Source organism: Corynebacterium glyciniphilum AJ 3170 (genome assembly GCF_000626675.1).
In the GTDB taxonomy this organism is placed as follows: Bacteria; Actinomycetota; Actinomycetes; order Mycobacteriales; family Mycobacteriaceae; genus Corynebacterium; species Corynebacterium glyciniphilum.
Genome location: NZ_CP006842.1, coordinates 133,410 through 152,499, shown reverse-complemented (window position 1 = coordinate 152,499; position 19,090 = coordinate 133,410). Strand labels below are relative to the sequence as shown.

Genomic DNA, 19,090 nt, shown 5'->3' with positions numbered 1-19,090 from the left:
AGGGGCTGACATGTCCTGTTCCACCCCTCACGAGCGGATCCACGAATGAGAATCATTGACGGACACGACTGGTCACCGGAAGGCTCCGTGACCACGTGGCTGCCCTCCGACACCATGACCGCCGCCCACACCGACGCCACCGACGACCCGACTCCGGCCTCCTTCCTGCAGACCGACCATGTCCGCGGTGTGCTGACAGGACGGGCACACGGGCGACGACACCACGCCTACACCTGTTCGGTGGCGACGTTGCCCGGCATCCCCGACCAGGAACGCATGACCCGGGCGGTCAACGACTTCGTCTCGGCGCATGAGGGGCTCCGGTCCACGTTGTCCGTCGACGACGACGCGCCGGACGGCTCGATCCGTCGCAGGACACTGCCCACCGACGCCGTCGACCTCGTGCCGACGCAGGTTACCGGCACGGCCACTGAGACGATCACCGACCTGCTCGCCACCACCGCAGTCTTCGACCACGTTCCTGCCCTCGCGGTGGTCACGGTGGCACGTGAGGACGGCCGATCCTTCGACCTGCTGCTGGCCCTGGACCATGCCTCTGGCGACGGGATATCCCAGATGACCGGGCTGCTGGAGCTCATGGCGCGCTATTCGGGGGACACAGGAGATGCCGCGCAGGCGCTGACGGTCGACACCCACCCCAGCTTCCTCGACTACGTCCGCGGCGAGTACGCCCGGGCCGCCACTGTCAACGACGACTCCCCCGGGGTCCGTGCCTGGCGCGGCCTGTTTGAGATCACCGGAGGTCGGGTGCCGGGCTTCCCGCTGCCCACAGGCATCGTCGACGGTGAACCGCAGCCGGTCGTCGGTATCGACGGCACCCTGGCTGACCGGGACCTCACCGACCGGTTGCGCGCGCTCTCCCGCGAGCACGGGGTCAGTTTCAGCACGGTGGTGTACGCCGCCCTCGGCGTGGCGCACGTGCGGCTCACCGGCGCGGACCACTACGCCACCGTGGTGGTCTCTGCCACCCGTGGGCGGCCGTACGCGGTCTCCCAGGGATGGTTCTGCAACTTCACCCCGCTGTACTTCCCCGTCACCGGCACGACGGTCGAGGAAGTCCTCCCCGACGTCGTGACCGCCCAGGCACGGATGAAGGCGGCACTGGACGAGCCGGTACACGCGTCGCTGGGACATCTGATCCTCAGCGGCCAGGTGGATCCGTCGGTGATGGGCAGTCCGCAGATGGTGACCTACCTCGATCTCGGATGGTTCGCAGAACCGGAGGGCGCCGATATCCGCCTGTTCACCGGTTTCGGCAGGACCAGCAACGCCAATCTGTGGATCTACCGCAACGCCGACGGCCTCGGCATCGGGTCCCAGGCCCCGGACAACCCGACGGCGCGGGAGTCTGTGGCGACCTACATCACCGCGGTCCACGACATCCTCGACAGTGCCGTCACCGCCTGACCGCCGTGGACGTCACCTACCTCGACTACGTACCACTGCCCGGCCCGTTCGTGGAGCTGGAGCTGCACTGGCACGGAGTCCCGCTGGAGGCGGGACGGCCGCTGAGCTTCAACCAGCGCAATCATCTCACCGCCGTCGCCGCGTCCGGCCGGTCAACGTGGATCGGCGGAACCGTCGACATCGGTGGCGCCGACGGTGTACCCCTCTGGTCGGACGAGGACCTCGCCGCCGCGGTGCGCAGCGTCGTCGCCGGAGCGCCTTCCCTGTGCAGCGTCGCCTCCGGTTCTGCTCATGTTCCTTTCCCGTCGGACGCCGTGACGGTGACGGTCGGCGAGACCCGTCCTGAGCCACCGGCGGAGCGTGCCCTGGGGGAACGGATCGCTGCGGCCTGCCTGCCCGGCGCGGCACCGGGCATTTTTGCGGCCCGTGCGGGGACGACCCTGCTGTTCGCCGTGGACCATGTACACGCCGACATGCTCAGCATCGACCTGGTGCTGCGTCGGTTGTGGGACGCGCTGCACGGTCGCCCTGTGATCGAATCCGGCGCTGACCTACTTCTTCCCGCCGTGGAGAGCGACAGCGGTGCTGCGCTGGAGGTCTGGGGGAGGTTCTTCAGGCTGACCGACGGTCACGTCCCGGCGTTCCCGGTGCAGCTCTGCGCGGGGATGGCCGACCCCGTCCATGATGTGCGACGCCTCACCCGTGCCACCGGGATCACCGGGGAGCTCGATCGTCGGACGTTCGCTGTCCTCCTCACCTCGCTGGCTGAGGCGTTGGAACCGCTCACCGGGTCCCCGGAGTTCGCTACGATCGTTCCGGTACACACCCGGGGACGGCGGGACGACCCACGCCACCATGTCGTCGGCTGGATGGTCAGTAATGCCCCTGTCGTCGCCCGTGCCGGTGACGTCGCGTCGGCAGCAGGCTGGCTGCGCGACGCGGTGACCGTGGCAGGCCTCCCGTTGGAGACGATGATCCAGGAATGCCGACCGGTACTGCCCGACGGTGTGGTGCCGATGGTCTCCTACATGGATTTCCGTCACCGCGGTGACCCGCTGCCGCAGGCGCGCTACATCTCGTCGACGTCTCCCACCGATACCGCACAGCTATGGTTCTCCCGCACCCGCGACGGCTTGGCAGTCCGAGCAAAGTACCCGGAGACACCGGAGGCACGTCAGATCATGGGCGGGGTGCTGGACCGTCTGTCTGCGGCGCTGAGGTAGGCCGAGGCACGGATCGCCGCGACCGTCGCATCCCGGCTGAGCGTGGAGACATCAATGCCGATGAATTCGCGCCGAATCCACTCGGCTTCGCGGAAGGATGCGAACCGGCCGAGTCGCCACCGGAGCGCACCAGGCTCCTCAGTGTCGTCGGTCGCACGGCGACGATGCTCATCCGAATCGATGTGCAACGCCACAGGCGTGAGTCGCACCGATGGATCAAGGTCAGAAATAATCTCTGACCAGTACTCCTCGACGATGACGGTCTGCGGAACGATGACCAGTGACGGGCCGCCCTCCGCCAGCTCCCGGAGAACAGCGTTCAGCGTGGCGGCAACGATTTGTCGCCACGCGGGCCACTCCTGGAAGTCCCGCACCGGGGCCACCGGTTGGAGAACCGGCCGCAGCAGGGTGCCGATCTCCTCGGGGTCGACAATGACAGCACCCGGAATCTCGGCCGCCAGTATCCTCGCGGCAGTCGTCTTCCCCGCACCGAATGCGCCGTTGAGCCAGACGATGTGGCGCCTGGTTGCGCTCATAGATGTTCCTCTCGCCAGTGGTGTGCAACATCGTCGCATACCGGCACCCTGAACCCCTACAGCCACTGGGTGACGTCGCGGCCCCACTCCAGGCCCCACCTGGCCATCTCCTGCCTGACCAGGTCCAGCAGGTGTGCGGCGTCACGCACATGGACCGGGTCGAGCGAGGTAAACGACAGGGAGAGCGAATCCCCGGTCTGTACAGCCCAGGCGCTCACTCCACCTTGCCGGGCAGCCAGGTCGCGTGCGGACCCGGCGCGGATCACCGAGCGCAGGGCGACATCGCAGCCTGCGTGCTCCGGGCCGTGGTCCAGCCCCAGTCCGATGAACGCGTCCGACGGTTCCCCCAGGTTCGAGGCCAGACACAGCGGTGTGGTGGATCCGGCAGCGGCGCGTCGGACCACGGCATCGGGCAGGACCTGAGCGATCTGCGCCATGGCGGCGACTTTGTCAGGACCCGTACGGGTGGCGACGTCCCGGTACGCGGCCTTCGCCGCGGCACGGACATCCCCGAGATCGTCGTACCGCCCTGGGTCCAGGTGGACGATGACCGTGGCGCCGGTGGTCGCATTGGCGCGCAGGTCCCGATCGCCCTCCTCGCCGTCGTCCCTGACAGACATGGGCACTGCGAGGGGCACGGTGTCACCCTCGCCGACGCGCCCGGAGCCGGCCAGGACCCCCAGCGTCACCGCCTGAAACAGGGTGTTGGACGTACCGCCCCGCGAGGCCGCCGTCTCATTGAACCGTCCGGCGTCGACCCGCACCGCCACGGTGGGCACCATCGCCGGTCCCGCGGGTGCCGCACCGTCGTTCTCCGGGACGGATGCTCCCCCTGACGTGGGATTCCGCATCGATACTGCCGCCCGGCCTACCGCGGTGAGCAGTGACCGGGCGTCGCGCACGTTGTCGCCACGGCGTTCCCGGCGACGGGGCGTCCTGGCCTGCCCGGCGACAGCCTCGGTGACCGCCCGGATCATTGCGCCGCCGTCGGCGATGACATGACTGCGCACCAGGGAGACGATGAGGTGACCGTCCGTGGTGGGCACGGCGCTGAGCTCCCAGGCTGGACCCCGGACACTGTCGATGTCGGTCTCGAGCCGGTCATACAGCCACCTGGTCACCTCATCCGGTGCCACCGGATCGCGGTCGATCCGGACGCGTCCGGCGGTCGGGGTGAACGTCCACCGGTCGCGGACGGGCCCGCGTGTCCGTCGGACGAGACGGGACAGACGCCCTTCGGTGAGCCGTCGCCCCACCTCGGCGACATGGCCGAGGACGTCGGCGATCGAGGTAGACGCGCCGTCCCCCACTGTCACCCGCCAGATGACCTGGGGGATGACGGGGACGCCCATCACCTGCTCCATGACGACGAACAGGTGATCGTCGGCAGTGAGCCGTTCCCCGTCGGGCAGGTGGGTCACTGACTCAGCCCTCGTACACCGGTTCGCCGACCGTCTCGCCAGCCGTCTCGCCAGCCTCAGCCGCGCCGAACGGCAATGAGGCGGCGTCGCCGGTGTCGACCACGCTGTGGAGGACGGCGAAGTACTCGGCCACCAGGGCTCGCACGGAATCGCGGGTGCAGGGGGCGTCGGGGTACCGCATCGAGATATTCACCCCACCCTTCGTCCGGACGACCCAGATGTAGACGTCGGTGGAGCTGTAGGCGACACCGCGCAACGTCCGGTCGTGTGGAGTCCAGTCTTCCGCACCGGGGATGAAGCGGGTGTCCACGTACGACACCACGAAACGCGGTGGCTCGGTGACCTCGAGCAGCTCCGCGACCTTCGGATACGGGTACGCCACCAGGTCACGGTTCTCCTTCACCGCCGCGGTCGTCGCCGACACAGCCTCCGAGAACGCCGCGCCGCGGGGCATCGGGTCCTCCACGGGCATCAGCCCGACGAACCAGCCGGCAGACAACGCGAACTCCGGGGAGGTACGGGTGTGCATCGGCATGACATAGCGGAAGGTGTCACCGCACAGGCCGTCACGGTCGGCCCGCGCGGCGGCGACCTTCAGCGCCGCCAACAGACCGGTGACCTGACTGCCGCCGTAGCGCTTGCTGAGTTGCCCGAAGACGGTGGCGTCCACTTCACCGAGCAGCCACATCGAGGTACTGACCTGTTGGACGTCCCGCTCCGCGTCGCTGTGGGCACCGGCCAGGGGGAGCCGCGGGGTCGCAGATGCCCTCTCAGCAGCTTCGGCCCCGACCAGGAAATCACGCCACCGCTGCACGACGGGATGGTCCACGGTGAGGCTGTCGGCGAGGTCGCGCTCGACCCGGCTGTAGTCGACGTGTGACCCGGCCAGCGGGAGTTCCGGGGTGCGGTCGGCCAACTGTGCGGCATAGACCTCACGCAGCTCCGCAATGGAGACGATCTGGGTGTAGGCGTCCATCACCGCATGGTCGGCGGCGAAGACCACGGTGAACCACGGGCCGTCCTGGCTGCCGAGGGAGACGGCAGGGTCGCCTTCGGATTCTGCGTCAGGGCCGACCGTGGCGACCGTGAGATGCGGCCAGCGCAGTGCGGAGACCTCGGTGGCGAAGTGACGGTCCAGGAAGTCGTGGACGCTACCGGCGTCCGGCAGGTGGCCGACCGGCTGGGCGGACACGTCGACGGCATCGGCGGGGAGGGTCTCGCGGTGCAGGGCATCGCCCTCTACCCCGGTGTCACCGACCGTCCCAGCGACCGCGGTCGTGCGGTAGGCCTCATGCCTCACCATCCACAGCCGCAGGGTGGCGCTGAACACCTCGGCGTCGAACGGATGGTGGATACGGAACGCCGTACCGATCCAGTTGTCTCCGCGGGGCGACTCGCCCGGCGCGCCCGTCGACGGGGAGGAGAGTGACTCCCGGACGTGTGCTTCGTGGTTGCTGGAGAGCGGACGCGGGTCAACAGCCCAGGCGTCGGTCGCGGTGGGGGTCCAGGTGGTGACGTGCCCGGCGTGCAGCCGGTACGCCGACAGTTCGGTGTATTCCATGACAAAGAGTCCTTTCCAGGGTCAGGGGTGAGGTGAAGCGTGAAAGGGCGGGGATCGCCGGGGCCGGGAGCTCGGTGCGGGCTGTAGAGGGGTGTATAGGAGCGAGGGCGGGAAGGACGGGGAACGTCAGGGCTCTGTGATAACACGCTGCGGCGCGCAGCGCAGCAGGTGAACGCCGCTTCGTGACCGATGACACAGGCGACGTCCGTGGAGGGGTCTATTCACCCGCGTCCTTGTCCGCGAACCGCGGGTGGTCGAGTTTCCAGGTGATCACGGCGATCACAGTGGACATCAAGGCCAGGGCCGCCAGGGAATTGTGTGTGCCGATGGAGTGGAACACTGTGCCGCCGAGCACGATCCCGGCGAGGAAGCCGGCGTAGGTCACGACCTGGGCGACCCACACCCAACGGCGTACCCCGGACAGGTGCAGCGCGAACCCCTGCCCCATCTTCACCAGGGTGCCGGTGACATACGACAGCGGCATGGCGACCTGGTTCTGACGGCTGATCGACGTGTTCAACGCCCCGAGGCCGAAGGCCAGTGACAGGATCGGGACCACACCGAGGGGCGCGTCGGAATCATTTGTGAGCACGTCGACCAGCCAGGCGACGTAGGCGGCGGCCATGGTGACCAGGGTGGCGCCGTGCCGGGACTTCTTCCACCAGTGGATGCGGGCGAGCGTGGCGACCATCACGCCCACCAGGAACGCGAGCACGGTGGCCAGGGCACCGAGTCCGAGAATGTGGTTGCCCTTGAAATGTTCAAGGATCATGCGTTCGGTGTTGCCGGTCATGAAGGTCACGTACCAGCCGGAGGTGTGCAGCCAGGCAGCTGCTCCCATCGCTCCGGCAAGTCCGGCGAGGACGATGCCGAGGTTCATCTCGCGGCGGTCGTGGTACGGGCCGAGGGCAGGATGCTGTGGGGGCATGTGGAGAGCTTTCGGTGAGGGGATCAGGAAGCGCGAGGGGCGTGCGGGGCCGCTATAGTACCTGGATTCCCGACGCGTCAGCGGAGAGATATCGTTGCGGGTGGACTCTTCCACCAGTGACAGGAGCACCCCAGTGACCAGACCCCGCCTGTTCGACGCCCACTTCCACGTCATCGACCCGAGGCACCCGCTCGTGGAGAACAACGGCTACTTGCCCGACCCGTTCACCACGCACGACTACCTGCAGCGCGTCGCCGAGCTGAATGTCGGCGGTGGGGCCGTGGTCTCCGGATCCTTCCAGGCGTTCGACCAGGGGTATCTCCGGGACGCGCTGAGCGTGCTGGGACCCGATTTCGTCGGTGTGACCCAGATCCCCGCAGACACCACCGACGAGATGATCCGGGATCTTGACCGGGCCGGGATCCGGGCAGTCCGGTTCAACCTGAAACGCGGCGGATCCGCGGGGACCGACGACCTCGCCACGCTTGCTCGACGCGTCCACGACCTCGTCGGCTGGCACACCGAGCTCTACGTCGACGCCCGCGAACTCGACGGGCTGGAGGGCGTCCTGAGTCGCCTGCCCGCGGTGAGCATCGACCACCTCGGCATGCACCACGAGGGCGTGCCCGCGCTGCTACGGATGGTGGAAAGCGGAGTGAAGATCAAAGCGACCGGGTTCGGCCGCGTCGAACTGGAGCCGGGCGAGGTGCTCCGACAGATCATGGAGATCGATCCCACCGCCCTGATGGTCGGTACCGATCTGCCCTCGACCCGGGCAGCACGTCCGTTCGCCGACACCGACCTGGAACTCATCGCCGAGGTGGTCACCGATACCGTAGGCGCCGCTCATGTCGAGGATGTCTTCTGGAACAACGCCGCACGCTTCTACCGTGGTGCGACAGAATAGGATTCTCCAACGGACGGATCTCACAGACCACTCACCCGGTGCGTCTACCGGGTAACTGGAAAGGGTGGTGGTGGTTGACATGATGACACGACACACGCAGGTGGTTACGCCTCTCGGCGAGCTCACCGTTGTCGCCGACGGAGACGCGGTGACCGGCCTGTACTTCCCCGGGCACACGTACCTGCCCGACGCGGCACTGTTCGGAGAGCGTGTCGAGACGGCCGGGGACGGGCTGTTAGCCACTGCGTCCACGCAGCTCACGGAATACTTTTCCGGCCACCGCAAGACATTCGACATCGCCGTCGCCACCCACGGCGACGACTTCTCCGAGAAGGTGTGGGCGATGCTCCGGCAGATCCCCTTCGGCGAGACCACCACCTACGGCGCCCTCGCCGGCCGACTCGGAAACCCGCACCTGGCCCAGCGCGTCGGCCAGGCGGTGGGGCACAACCCGGTCAGTATCATCATCCCGTGCCACCGCGTGGTTGGTGCCGACGGCGCCCTGACCGGCTACGCCGGCGGGCTGGAGCGGAAGCGCCGACTGCTGGAACTGGAAGAACCGGCGGAGATCACGGACTCCCGGCTGTTCTGAACCAGGTCCGTTACAGGGCGTAGCGTGGAGAGATGAACGGGGCGATAACCCCGCGTTCAGTTCTCGAAGAAGGAGCAGTCATGCGAGCAGTGTCCTACGTCCGGAACAACACCGTCGAGGTGCAGGAGAAGCCAGTTCCGGAGATCGAGGCCGATGAGGTTCTGCTGAAGGTGTCCGGTGCCGGCCTGTGTCACTCTGACCTGCACATTATCGCCGGGGGTGACGACAGTCCCCTGGTCGGCTCGACCCTGGGACACGAGGTCGCCGGCGTCGTGGAGAAGACCGGTGACGCAGCGACCGGCTGGGATGTCGGGGACAGTGCCCTGGTGGCGCTGGTCCTCAGCTGTGGCGAGTGCGACAAATGCCTGGCCGGCCGTGACAACGAGTGTGAAGTTGCCAGCCCGCGCGGTTCCTTGGCTCCCCTGTCACCCGGCATCGGCTCCCCGGGCGGTATGGCCGAGTACCTCGCGGTAAAGACACATCACCTTGACCCGCTCGGTGACCTGGACCCGGCAACCTCCGCCCCGTTGGCCGATGCCGCCCTGACCCCGATGCACGCGGTCAACAGTGTCCGCGATCGCCTCGTCGGTGGCGCGACCGTGGTGACAATCGGTATCGGTGGGCTCGGCCACGTCGGCCTGCAGATCCTGTCCGCCACCACCGGCGCGCGCATCATCGCCCTGGACACCGACAAGGACAAGGTCGACTACGCCGCCAGCCACGGTGCCGACGTCGCACTGGTCAGTGACGCCGACGCCGCCTCCCGCATCATGGAAGAGACCAACGGCCGGGGCGCGGACGTCGTCCTCGATTTCGTCGGTGTGCAGCCGACGGTCGACCTCGCCCTCTCCGTGATCGGCGTCGGTGGGGCGATCCGGTTCGTCGGCCTTGGCGGCGGGAAGTTCACCTATGACGCCGACAGCTCTGCTCTGCCGTGGGGTGTGAACATCGAACGCTCCTATGGTGGCACCCGCTCGGACATGCGGGAGGCCGTGGCGCTCGTGCAGCAGGGCAAGCTCCACGTGGAGACCACGAAGTACTCCCTCGATGACGCGGCACGGGCCTTCGACGACCTGCGGGACGGCAAAGTCAGCGGGCGTATCGTACTGGTGCCCTAAGGCTGTCCCGTGAGCGCCCAGGATCCACCCTCCCTGTTCAACGCAGACGACAGTTCGCGGCCTCTCGCTGACAGGTTGCGCCCGCAGTCGCTGGCGGAGGTCGTGGGTCAGGACCACCTGCTGGGGCCGGACGGTCCTGTCGGCAGGATGGTCGCAGCACGCCGCCTGGTGTCGATGGTGCTGTGGGGCCCGCCCGGCTGCGGCAAGACGACGATCGCGCGTCTGCTGGCTGAAGCGACGGGTCTGCACTTCACTCCGCTCTCGGCGACGTTCTCCGGCGTTGCCGAACTACGTAAGGTGTTCCAGGCAGCGCAGAAACGCCGGGAGGTAGGACAGGGCACTCTGCTGTTCGTCGACGAAATCCACCGGTTCAACCGTGCCCAGCAGGATTCCTTCCTGCCCTACGTGGAGGACGGCACGATCATCCTGGTCGGCGCGACGACGGAAAACCCCAGCTTCGAACTCAACGCAGCGCTGTTGTCCCGATGCCAGGGCTACGTCCTGCACCGGTTGGACGCCACAGCGTTGGCCGCGCTGACGGACAACGCAGAAGAAGTGTCCGGACAACCCCTCCCCCTGGACAGCGAGGCCCGTCAGGCGCTCCTGGCTCTGGCGGACGGCGACGGGCGCTACCTGCTCAACCTCATCGAGCAGGTCCAGGCCGTTCCCGACACCCTGGACGTGGACGGTCTCATGCAGCTTGTGCAGCAGCGTGCGCCTGTCTACGACAAGACGCAGGAGGCTCACTACAACCTGATCTCTGCGCTGCACAAGTCCATGCGCGGCTCCGATCCGGACGCCGCCCTGTACTGGTTGGCACGCATGCTCGACGGCGGTGAAGACCCCCTGTTCGTCGCCCGGCGCATGGTGCGGTTCGCCACCGAGGACATCGGCATCGCCGATCCGGAGGCCATCCACCAGGCCCTCGCGTCGTGGGACGTCTATGAACGCCTCGGATCCCCGGAGGGCGAGCTGGCCATCGCCCAGGCGGTCGTGTATCTGGCCACGGCACCGAAGTCCGTATCGGTCTACCGGGGTTTCACCGCCGCCACCAGGCTGGCGGGACGCACCGGCTCCCTGATGCCGCCGGCACACATCCTCAACGCGCCGACCCGTCTGATGAAGGACCTCGGCTACGGCGACGGCTACCGCTACGACCCGGACACCGAGGACGGTTTCTCCGGCGCCGACTACTTCCCGGACGGCATGGACCGGCAGACGCTCTACGAACCGACCAGCAACGGCCACGAGAAGGCCATTCGGGAACGACTAGCCCGGTGGGCGCACCTACGGAACGGGGAAAACTAGGTCCAGACCTCACATACCGCTGACCCGGCGCGACTACGGTGTGTGATGACGATGAAGACACCATTCGAGCAGGCTGTCACGCAGCACGGTGCCACCGTGCTGCGGGTCTGCCGTGCCGTCCTCGGCCCCGGAGATGACGCCGACGACGCCTGGTCGGAGTCTTTCCTCGCCCTGCTGCGTTCCTGGCCGGACCTGGACGAGGAGACAAACGTGGAGGCCTGGCTGGTACGGGTCGCCCACCGAAAAGCCATCGACATCACCCGCCGACGCGGACGCCAGGCCGTGCCTACCGACAAGTTGCCTGAACAGGTGTCCGGGCTCGGCAACCCTGGCCACGGCGGTGCCGCCGTATGGGAGGCGGTGGCCGCACTCCCGGAGCGACAACGCCTCGCCGTGGCCTACCACTATTTCGGTGGACTTCCACACGCCGACACCGCTGCCCTGATCGGTGGCAGTGCCGCTGCAGTTCGCCGTGCCAGCGCAGACGGCATCCGGACGTTGCGACGGACGTACCTGACCGAAGGAGATCCACGATGAACGACACGACCCACGACCTGCCCCACGACATGACCCACTTTCCCGTGGACGACGCCGACCTGGCCCGCCTGCGGACCCGTCTCGCCGTCGACGCCTCGGCATCGGGTCTCCTTGAGGTGGCCTACCGCACCATCGACTCACCGATAGGTCCGCTACTGATCGCCGCCACAGAAAAAGGTCTGGTCCGCGTGGCATTCGGCCTGGAGGACTTCGACACCGTGCTGACGGCGTTGGCGGACAAGGCCAGCCCGCGGGTCCTGGAGTCCCGGCCCCGTCTGGACGCTGTCGCGGTCGAGATCGACGAGTACTTCGCGGGGCGTCGGCAGGAGTTCGACCTGCCCCTGGACTTTGCGATGTCCTCCGGCTTCCGGCAGGACGTGCAGCGTTACCTGCCGCACATCGGCTACGGACAGACACAGTCCTACAAGCAGGTCGCCGCGGGCGTCGGGAACCCGAAGGCCGTGCGCGCGGTGGGCACGGCATGCGCGACGAATCCCCTGCCCATCGTGGTCCCCTGCCACCGGGTCCTACGGTCTGACGGCAGCCTGGGCGGCTACCTCGGCGGGTTGGAGGCGAAGACAACGTTGCTCACATTGGAAACCACCATTGGCTTTGATCCGCATTGAGTGTAGTGTGGCCCGTGGTTACAGTTTCTGAGTTGTTTTTCCCTTCCGAGTACCGGGAGGAATCAAGTTCACGGAAGTTGTCTTTAGGACGCGAACTGATTCCTCAAGGAACATTCGGTCAACCCAGTGAGCGGAAGAATCCGGGCACTGACACTGAAGAAGGGATGATCACATGATCAACGGCACAGTCAAATGGTTCAACGCTGAAAAGGGCTTCGGCTTCATCACCCCCGAGGACGGCTCAGCGGACGTCTTCGTCCACTACTCGGAGATCCAGGGCGGCGGATTCCGCAGCCTGGACGAGAACCAGAAGGTCTCGTTCGAGACGGAAGCCGGCAACAAGGGACCCGCTGCGGTCTCCGTTACCGTCCTCTAAACGAGGCTTCGACAACCCCGGCACCGTCACACACGACGGTGCCGGGGTTTTCCTCTGCCGTCAGCTGGACCCCAGGACGATCATCCAGATGGCGATGTGGTGGAGCCCGGCGGCAATGATGGTGCCGGCGTGGAAAACCTCGTGGAAGCCAAACCAGTGTTCACTGATCGTCGGCCATTTCAGCGCGTACACGAGCGCGCCGAGACTGTAAATCGCCCCACCGACCAGGATCAGCACAAGCTCCGGCAGCGTCAGCCCGGACCAGAGGATCTTCATCCCGAACAGCGCGATCCACCCCAGGCACAGGTAGATCAGGACGGACAACCACCGCGGGTGGCTAATCCAGAGGATGTTGACCCCCACGGCGAGAACTGCGGTGATCCAGCACAGGACGAGGATCGGTGTCCGGTTCCCGGGCGCATCTGCACCGATGAACACCGGCCCGTAGGTGCCCGCAATGAATATCGCGATCATGGAGTGGTCGGCCCGGCGCCACCACTGGACAGAGCCCTCGCTCTTCCACGGCACCCTGTGGTACAAGGCGGAGACGCCCAGCATGCCCGCCAGGCACAGGGTGTAGACCGTGGTCGCCACTGCCAGCCCCGAGAAGCCGGTGTTGGCAAAGGACAGAACAGTCAGACTCGTCCCTGTGCCGAGGAAGAACCAGAATGCGAACAGGTGCAGATACCCCCGCAGAACGGGGCGAGGACCGCGGTAGAAGACGGTGCGGCTTGTTGGCATGGCTTTTCTCTCAGTCCACTCCTGGTTCGCTCCGCAGACGCGGTTCAACACGTGCGTCCGGCCGCAAACCTGACTTGTCCCGGTAGAAGTCACGGATACGCTCCATGTCGGCGGCGACGTTACCCGTGATGTCGAACGTCGGCCCGAGGCCCGTGGTCATCGTCGGACGGTCGACATAGCCCAGGGTCACCGGCAACCCCGTCTGCTCAGCGAGCCGGTAGAAACCGGACTTCCAGTGGGTGTGCGGCCCTCGGGTTCCGTCCGGCGTGATGACAAGCGCGGCTGTTTTGTCCTCGCTGATTTGTTGCACAAGGTCGCTCACCACCTCCCCCGGCGACTCCCTGTCAACGGCGATTCCACCGAGGCTGCGCATCACGGGGCCCTGCCATCCGTCGAAGAGACTGGTCTTGCCCAGCCACCGGATTCTGATGCCCAGTTTCCAGGCGATGCCGAGCATGAGGATGAAGTCCCAGTTGGAGGTGTGCGGGGCGCCGATGAGAATCGTGGGACGCCGCGGCGCCGGCTCCGAGGCCAGGCGCCATCTACTGACGAACCAAAACGCGCTGGCGATGAGGCGTTTTATCATTGCCCCATGTTACATCGCGCACACCAGCGCCTGCTGGCGCCTACGACAGGTGCCGCTTTACCCTCGGATGCTGGGACGACGACCTCACGTTGGTTCTTCCGCCCGCCACCACCCTGCAGTGTTCGCCTCAGTAATTCTCGACGACGATGAGCACCACACTGAACACGCCCAGAGCCACCGTGCACAGGGTGAGGACGATGACGGCGCCGCCAGAAGCCCTCAGGCGCTCATTGGCAACTCCGACGGCGGCGTCACGGTAGCGCCGCCGTTGCCCCGCGTAGATCCCGAGGGCCACCAGTGTCAGCCCGGCGGTAACGAGGGCCACTGCCGCCCCGTGGTGAGGGACCCACCGAAGCGTTATCGCCGCGGCCACCAGATACGCCAGCGACGTGCGGGCCCACGCCATACTCGTCCGTTCCGGCTGCAGGCCCGGGTCCGCCAACGGAATCGGAGGCACGCCTTTCGCCGATGCCCCGTCTGTCACAGCAACACCAGGACCAGTAACACGACCGCGATGAGGAGTGCACCCACCGACAGTGCAGGAACAATCGCCGGCGCGGGGAGAGGACGCTGTTCACGCATGGCGCGTTCCACACGCAGCCACCGGAAAGCTGCACCTGCGGCCAGCACGATTCCCAGGCACAGAGCGACCAGGGCGCCGGCATTCCGGAGTTCCGCCGGGACGGTATCGATCGGCAACGCCTCCAGTGCCACACCGCCGGCGATGAACGCCAGGGCCGTACGCATCCATGCCAGGAAGGTCCGCTCATTGGCCAACGTGAACCGTGGATCCGGTTCAGTACCGGACGGGAACAGCGCTTTCGCCAGGGCAGAGCGACCGCCGTCACCATGGGGAGGGGTGTCATCTGCAGTTCCATTCACAGTGGAACAGTCTAAACCGCGGCGCCCTGATAACAATGACACGGTACTGTCGCCCATAGAACGACCCGCCGGTCAGGAATCCAGCGTACGAAAGGGCTACGCAGACAATGGTTGACGATCGCCGCACTGTTGAACTCAATCCACTGTTCGCCCGCGTCGGGGAGGCCACGAGCTTCCCGCGCAACCGCATCCCCGAGTCGGAGTCGCTCCCGGAGACCGCCTATCAGGTCATCCACGATGAGGCGATGCTGGACGGCAATGCACGTATGAACCTCGCGACCTTCGTCGGCACGTGGATGGACGACTACGCCAACCGTCTCTACCGCGAGGCCTTCGACAAGAACATGGTCGACAAGGACGAGTACCCCGCCACAGCGGACATCGAGGACCGGTGCTGGCGGATGATCGCCGCACTGTGGAATGCACCGGACCCCGACCACACCGCCGGTACGTCCACCATGGGGTCGTCGGAAGCCTGCATGCTGGGCGGACTGGCGCTGAAGCGCCGCTGGCAGCATCGACGTCGGCAGGACGGAGCCTCCACGGACAGCCCCAATCTGGTGATGTCCTCGGCGGTACAGGTGTGCTGGGAGAAGTTCTGCAACTTCTTCGACGTCGAACCCCGGTATGTGCCGATCACTGAGGAGCACAAGGTCTTCGACGGTCACGATCTGGAGAGCTACGTCGACGAGAACACCATCGGGGTGGTGGCGATACTGGGTGTGACCTACACCGGCATGTATGAGCCGGTGAAAGACATCTCCGCAGCTCTTGACCGGATCCAGAATGACACCGGTCTGGATGTCCGCATCCACGTCGACGCTGCGTCCGGCGGCATGATCGCACCGTTCCTGCAGCCGGAGCTGGAGTGGGATTTCCGGCTCCCCCGGGTAGCCTCGATCAATGTCTCCGGGCACAAGTACGGGTTGGTCTACCCGGGGCTCGGTTGGATCGTCTGGCGCCAGGCCGAGGACCTCCCCGAGGACCTGATCGCCCGAGTGAGCTATCTGGGTGGCGACATGCCCACCTTTGCACTGAACTTCTCCCGGCCCGGCGCCCAGGTACTACTGCAGTACTACCTCTTCCTGCAGCTCGGGATGGACGGCTACCGTCGCGTTCAACAGAACACCATCGATGTGGCGCGGTATCTCGCGTCAGAGATCGGAACGTTACCGGAGTTCGACCTGTGGAATGAGGCACAGGACATTCCTGTGTTCGCCTGGAGGCTCGCTGCCTCCGCCGATCGGCAGTGGACGCTCTACGACCTGTCGGACCGTCTTCGTATGAAGGGGTGGATCGTTCCCGCCTATCCGATGCCGGACAACCTCACCGACGTCACTGTCCAACGCATCGTGGTGCGCAACGGTATGAGCCACGATCTGGCGTCTTTCCTAGTACGCGACCTCCGCGCCTGCGTGGACCACCTCAACCAGGCAAACGGTACACCGCCCGACGCCCAACGCTCAGGCTTCCATCACTGAACGATGTGATCCGGTTCACTCATTTTATTTCGACAACGGTGTCGTTTTCGGTATGCTTCTGTGACACACACTACATTTTCACGATGTCTACCTGAAGGAGGGCGCCATGTCCTGCCCCTTTACCGGCGACGAGAACAACACCCTCGGCCTCGCTGATGCGACGATCCCGGGGGCCGCATCTGCCGACGAAAAGACTGACGCGACGAACAGCACCAGCACCTCGGGGACAAAGGCGTTCCGCCGTGGAGGCAAAGACGACAAGATCACCCGCGCTGACGAAGGTTGGTTCGGGCCCGGCTCCGTCGCATGGAAAGTCTGGCTTTACCCGACAGCCGCCCTGCAGGGCTTTGCTCGGGCTGTGACGATCGAACACCTCGATCCTGACCTCGTCGCTGCTGTCGATGCGTCCGGCCAGGTGTACAAACGCACACCCGCCCGGTATGACCGCACCATGGAGTACTTCACCTCCTGGATCACCGCCGACTCCCAGACCGTGATCCGGATGTCCGACATCCTGATGAAGGTCCACGACCGCTCCTACGGCGTAAACCCGGTGACCGGCAACAATTACGAGGCCAATAGGCCAGAGTCCCAGTTGTGGATTCACGTCACCGCCTGGCACTCCATCCTCTACGTCTACGAGACCTTCGGCCCCGGAAAGCTCTCCCGCGACGAGGAGAACGAGTACTGGTCTCAGATGGTCACTGCCGCCGCGGCACAGCCGATCCGACAGGAGGACGTCCCCCGCACCCGTGGCGAGGTGCAGAAGTACCTCGACGATTGGCGAGAGAAGCTCTCTGCTTCCGAGGCAGCGATCCGCAATGTCGACGTCATCCTCGACGGGTTCGAGACCATCGAGCCAGACCTTCCGAGGTGGTTGCAGAAGCTCGGACGCCCGCTGCTGCGCAAGAGCATCATCGCCACCTACCCACGGTGGATGCGCCCGATGCTCGGTGTGAAGCAGTCCCGACTCATGGACACGCTCTCGATTGCAGTATGGAAGCCGATCTACAGGGTGCTGGCAGCGAACCCGAAACTGTTCCTGTGGATGATCAAGCGGATCTGCCCCCCGGGCGTTGCGCTACTACGAGCCCGCAGTCCTCGGGATTCCCGCCGAAAGCCCCCGGGTGCTCAGCCCCGAGGTCTCGCGCCGCATGTACGGTAACCCGCTGACCCCGTTGGAACAGCGCGAGGAACTGCTCAAGAAGCGCCAGGAGGGAACCGGTCAGAAGGCCTACGACCACAACCACACTGACCAGATCCTGGAGTTCCGGGCGGCGGACGCCCCGGACACCGCCGATGCCGTGCTTTCTGCCGACGGGTACAAGATCGGCTAGCGCGCCCCACCCTGTTCCGCTACCGGTGAGCGGAACGGGGAACACGGCGGCCTCCTCGAAGGTTGATACCGGACATGACAGTCATCACAGACCGAACAGCATCCACAGACGCCCCTGTCCTCGACATCGTCGCAGAACGCTGGAGCCCACGCATCTACGACGGCGCCGCTCCCATAAACGAGGAGGCACTGCGCAGCGCACTCGAAGCCGCCAGGTGGGCGCCGTCAGCTTACAACCGTCAGCCGTGGCGGTTCTTAGTGACACGTAGAGGGAGTTCCGCCCACGAGACCGTGCTGAACTCCCTGATTGACTTCAACCAGGGATGGGCGAAGGACGCTGGGGCCCTGATCGTGATCGTCACCGAGACCGTCGATGCCGAGGGCACCCCGCTTCCGGAGGCACGTTACGACGCTGGTCAGGCGGCAGCGTACTTCACCATTCAGGCACACGCCAATGACCTGCTTGTGCATCAGATGAGTGGCTTCGACCCGGAGACAGTCTCACAGGCATTCGCCCTCGATGAGACCCTGGTACCGCTCACCGTGATCGCCGTCGGGGTGCTCGGAGATGCCACCGGTGTCGATGACGCCGTGCTCTCCCGGGAGAATGCGCCTCGCACACGACGCCCTCTCACTGAATCGGTCCTGGTCAACGATTGAGGGAGGCTCGCCGGAGCAGCCCGGCCACCGCGTCAACTCGCGGGCCGGCGGTGCCAGTGACGGCTGTGGCGTCGGTGGCTTCCTGTAACCAGTTCGCGTAGCGCGGAGCCCGTCACGGATGCCAGCAGCGGTGTGTAACCCCGTTCCACCGCTGCAAAGCTGCCATGCCAGGCGGCCTCGACCTTGTCGCCCGCCGTGTAACGCGCAGGGGAGGTTCCGCCAACCGGATGAGCGGCGAAGGCCATGAAAAAGGTCCTTAGGGGTGGTGTTCGATCGTCCGTGCGACACTACGCTGTTCACGTTATGCATGAGTTTTTAGGGCGGGATGAAACCGCGCTCCGGAAGCGGGATTCCGGAGCCTGTCGGAGCGAGGTCAGGGGAATCCGTGACGGACAAGACAACACGCCTGTAGGAACTGTGCCTCTTGCGTGATGGCAGGCGGGCCCACAAGGCCCTCGAGGGATATATCCGGTTCGAATACGAGCGGCATCTTGCTGTCGCCGCCCTCGAAGCGTCTGGCCTTCTTCTCCCCGAGCCCCAGGTAGTCCACACGATAAGTCAGGTTTACACTCTCGACCCCGATACCATCTTGACCACCATTCACGGCGAGGCGCTTACAGTCGCTGCCCTCCGCGCCCTGAACACTTCCGAGCTGGAGGGAGCACTCGACACCGGTATCGCCGTTGTGGTCACCGGTGCACAGGCACGGGAAATCCGGCGACGAATGTACCGGCCATAGAAAGTACCGACGGGAAACATGTAACCTACCGGAACGACGAGAAAACGCAGATGATGACGCTGAGGAGCTGTTCTCATGCTTCGCACGCAGGTCCCGTTCTGGAT

22 protein-coding genes are annotated in these 19,090 nt (G+C 65.8%); 14 read left to right on the top strand and 8 right to left on the bottom strand.

The features are described 5' to 3' along the window. The first annotated feature begins 45 nt into the window (after nucleotides 1-45). Nucleotides 46-1,428 (top strand): condensation domain-containing protein, encoded by a 1,383-nt coding sequence (locus CGLY_RS00750; protein WP_038545207.1) that lies wholly within the window; start codon nucleotides 46-48, stop codon nucleotides 1,426-1,428. 5 nt (nucleotides 1,429-1,433) lie between these two features. Next, a complete protein-coding gene (locus CGLY_RS00745) occupies nucleotides 1,434-2,651 on the top strand; it encodes a hypothetical protein (RefSeq protein WP_038545204.1) in 1,218 nt (405 codons plus the stop codon). Here the strand turns inward: CGLY_RS00745 and CGLY_RS00740 are convergent. The 4 genes from CGLY_RS00740 to CGLY_RS00725 form a co-directional block, all read right to left on the bottom strand. Continuing rightward, entirely contained in the window at nucleotides 2,603-3,187 is a 585-nt protein-coding gene (locus CGLY_RS00740; RefSeq protein WP_052539399.1) for an AAA family ATPase, read from the bottom strand. The genes CGLY_RS00745 and CGLY_RS00740 overlap by 49 nt on opposite strands. 56 nt (nucleotides 3,188-3,243) lie before the next feature. Then, complete coding sequence (locus CGLY_RS00735; protein WP_038545201.1) at nucleotides 3,244-4,608, bottom strand: hypothetical protein; 1,365 nt, start codon at nucleotides 4,606-4,608, stop codon at nucleotides 3,244-3,246. A gap of 4 nt (nucleotides 4,609-4,612) precedes the next feature. Next, entirely contained in the window at nucleotides 4,613-6,169 is a 1,557-nt protein-coding gene (locus tag CGLY_RS00730) for a condensation domain-containing protein (protein ID WP_052539397.1), read from the bottom strand. Between the two features lie 217 nt (nucleotides 6,170-6,386). Continuing rightward, on the bottom strand, nucleotides 6,387-7,097 hold the full coding sequence (locus CGLY_RS00725) for a YoaK family protein (protein WP_038550752.1): 711 nt from the start codon (nucleotides 7,095-7,097) through the stop codon (nucleotides 6,387-6,389). A gap of 133 nt (nucleotides 7,098-7,230) precedes the next feature. On the opposite strand from CGLY_RS00725, the gene CGLY_RS00720 reads away from it, so the two are divergent. The 7 genes from CGLY_RS00720 to CGLY_RS00690 all read left to right on the top strand — a co-directional run bounded on the left by CGLY_RS00720 (nucleotide 7,231) and on the right by CGLY_RS00690 (nucleotide 12,561). Next, entirely contained in the window at nucleotides 7,231-8,004 is a 774-nt protein-coding gene (locus tag CGLY_RS00720; RefSeq protein ID WP_038545198.1) for an amidohydrolase family protein, read from the top strand. Nucleotides 8,005-8,083: 79 nt separating this feature from the next. Continuing rightward, nucleotides 8,084-8,596: a methylated-DNA--[protein]-cysteine S-methyltransferase gene (locus tag CGLY_RS00715; protein WP_038550751.1), complete on the top strand. Its 513-nt coding sequence runs from the start codon at nucleotides 8,084-8,086 to the stop codon at nucleotides 8,594-8,596. An 80-nt stretch (nucleotides 8,597-8,676) separates the two neighbouring features. After that, nucleotides 8,677-9,714, top strand: a complete 1,038-nt coding sequence (locus CGLY_RS00710; protein WP_038545196.1) for an alcohol dehydrogenase catalytic domain-containing protein — start codon at nucleotides 8,677-8,679, stop codon at nucleotides 9,712-9,714. Nucleotides 9,715-9,723: 9 nt separating this feature from the next. Then, nucleotides 9,724-11,022: a replication-associated recombination protein A gene (locus CGLY_RS00705; RefSeq protein WP_038545193.1), complete on the top strand. Its 1,299-nt coding sequence runs from the start codon at nucleotides 9,724-9,726 to the stop codon at nucleotides 11,020-11,022. Nucleotides 11,023-11,073: 51 nt separating this feature from the next. After that, nucleotides 11,074-11,559: an RNA polymerase sigma factor gene (locus CGLY_RS00700; protein ID WP_038550749.1), complete on the top strand. Its 486-nt coding sequence runs from the start codon at nucleotides 11,074-11,076 to the stop codon at nucleotides 11,557-11,559. After that, nucleotides 11,556-12,185: a methylated-DNA--[protein]-cysteine S-methyltransferase gene (locus tag CGLY_RS00695; protein ID WP_052539396.1), complete on the top strand. Its 630-nt coding sequence runs from the start codon at nucleotides 11,556-11,558 to the stop codon at nucleotides 12,183-12,185. The genes CGLY_RS00700 and CGLY_RS00695 overlap by 4 nt, the downstream gene beginning before the upstream one ends. A gap of 172 nt (nucleotides 12,186-12,357) precedes the next feature. Continuing rightward, nucleotides 12,358-12,561 carry a cold-shock protein gene (locus CGLY_RS00690; protein WP_038545189.1) on the top strand — a complete coding sequence of 68 codons (204 nt, stop codon included), beginning with the start codon at nucleotides 12,358-12,360 and terminating at the stop codon, nucleotides 12,559-12,561. Between the two features lie 60 nt (nucleotides 12,562-12,621). Here CGLY_RS00690 and trhA read toward each other — a convergent pair whose 3' ends face one another. From trhA to CGLY_RS00670, 4 genes are all read right to left on the bottom strand, one after another. Next, nucleotides 12,622-13,302 carry a PAQR family membrane homeostasis protein TrhA gene (gene trhA, locus CGLY_RS00685; protein ID WP_227590321.1) on the bottom strand — a complete coding sequence of 227 codons (681 nt, stop codon included), beginning with the start codon at nucleotides 13,300-13,302 and terminating at the stop codon, nucleotides 12,622-12,624. Between the two features lie 10 nt (nucleotides 13,303-13,312). Next, on the bottom strand, nucleotides 13,313-13,888 hold the full coding sequence (locus tag CGLY_RS00680) for a 1-acyl-sn-glycerol-3-phosphate acyltransferase (protein WP_038545186.1): 576 nt from the start codon (nucleotides 13,886-13,888) through the stop codon (nucleotides 13,313-13,315). Nucleotides 13,889-14,015: 127 nt separating this feature from the next. Further along, complete coding sequence (locus CGLY_RS00675) at nucleotides 14,016-14,372, bottom strand: DUF202 domain-containing protein (RefSeq protein ID WP_227590320.1); 357 nt, start codon at nucleotides 14,370-14,372, stop codon at nucleotides 14,016-14,018. Next, a complete protein-coding gene (locus CGLY_RS00670) occupies nucleotides 14,369-14,770 on the bottom strand; it encodes a YidH family protein (protein WP_052539392.1) in 402 nt (133 codons plus the stop codon). Before CGLY_RS00670 ends, CGLY_RS00675 begins: the two co-directional genes overlap by 4 nt. 107 nt (nucleotides 14,771-14,877) lie before the next feature. Between CGLY_RS00670 and CGLY_RS00665 the strand changes: the two genes are divergently transcribed. The 5 genes from CGLY_RS00665 (at nucleotide 14,878) to CGLY_RS17500 (ending at nucleotide 18,986) form a co-directional block, all read left to right on the top strand. Further along, on the top strand, nucleotides 14,878-16,251 hold the full coding sequence (locus CGLY_RS00665) for a glutamate decarboxylase (RefSeq protein WP_038545183.1): 1,374 nt from the start codon (nucleotides 14,878-14,880) through the stop codon (nucleotides 16,249-16,251). Between the two features lie 106 nt (nucleotides 16,252-16,357). Continuing rightward, a complete protein-coding gene (locus CGLY_RS00660) occupies nucleotides 16,358-17,416 on the top strand; it encodes an oxygenase MpaB family protein (RefSeq protein WP_227590319.1) in 1,059 nt (352 codons plus the stop codon). Further along, complete coding sequence (locus CGLY_RS17730; RefSeq protein WP_227590318.1) at nucleotides 17,406-17,588, top strand: hypothetical protein; 183 nt, start codon at nucleotides 17,406-17,408, stop codon at nucleotides 17,586-17,588. Before CGLY_RS00660 ends, CGLY_RS17730 begins: the two co-directional genes overlap by 11 nt. Nucleotides 17,589-17,662: 74 nt before the next feature. After that, the gene (locus CGLY_RS00655; protein ID WP_038545180.1) at nucleotides 17,663-18,247 is read left to right on the top strand and encodes a nitroreductase family protein; all 585 of its coding nucleotides are present in this window, start codon (nucleotides 17,663-17,665) and stop codon (nucleotides 18,245-18,247) included. A gap of 589 nt (nucleotides 18,248-18,836) precedes the next feature. Beyond that, entirely contained in the window at nucleotides 18,837-18,986 is a 150-nt protein-coding gene (locus CGLY_RS17500; RefSeq protein WP_158407358.1) for a hypothetical protein, read from the top strand. Nucleotides 18,987-19,090 lie beyond the last annotated feature (104 nt).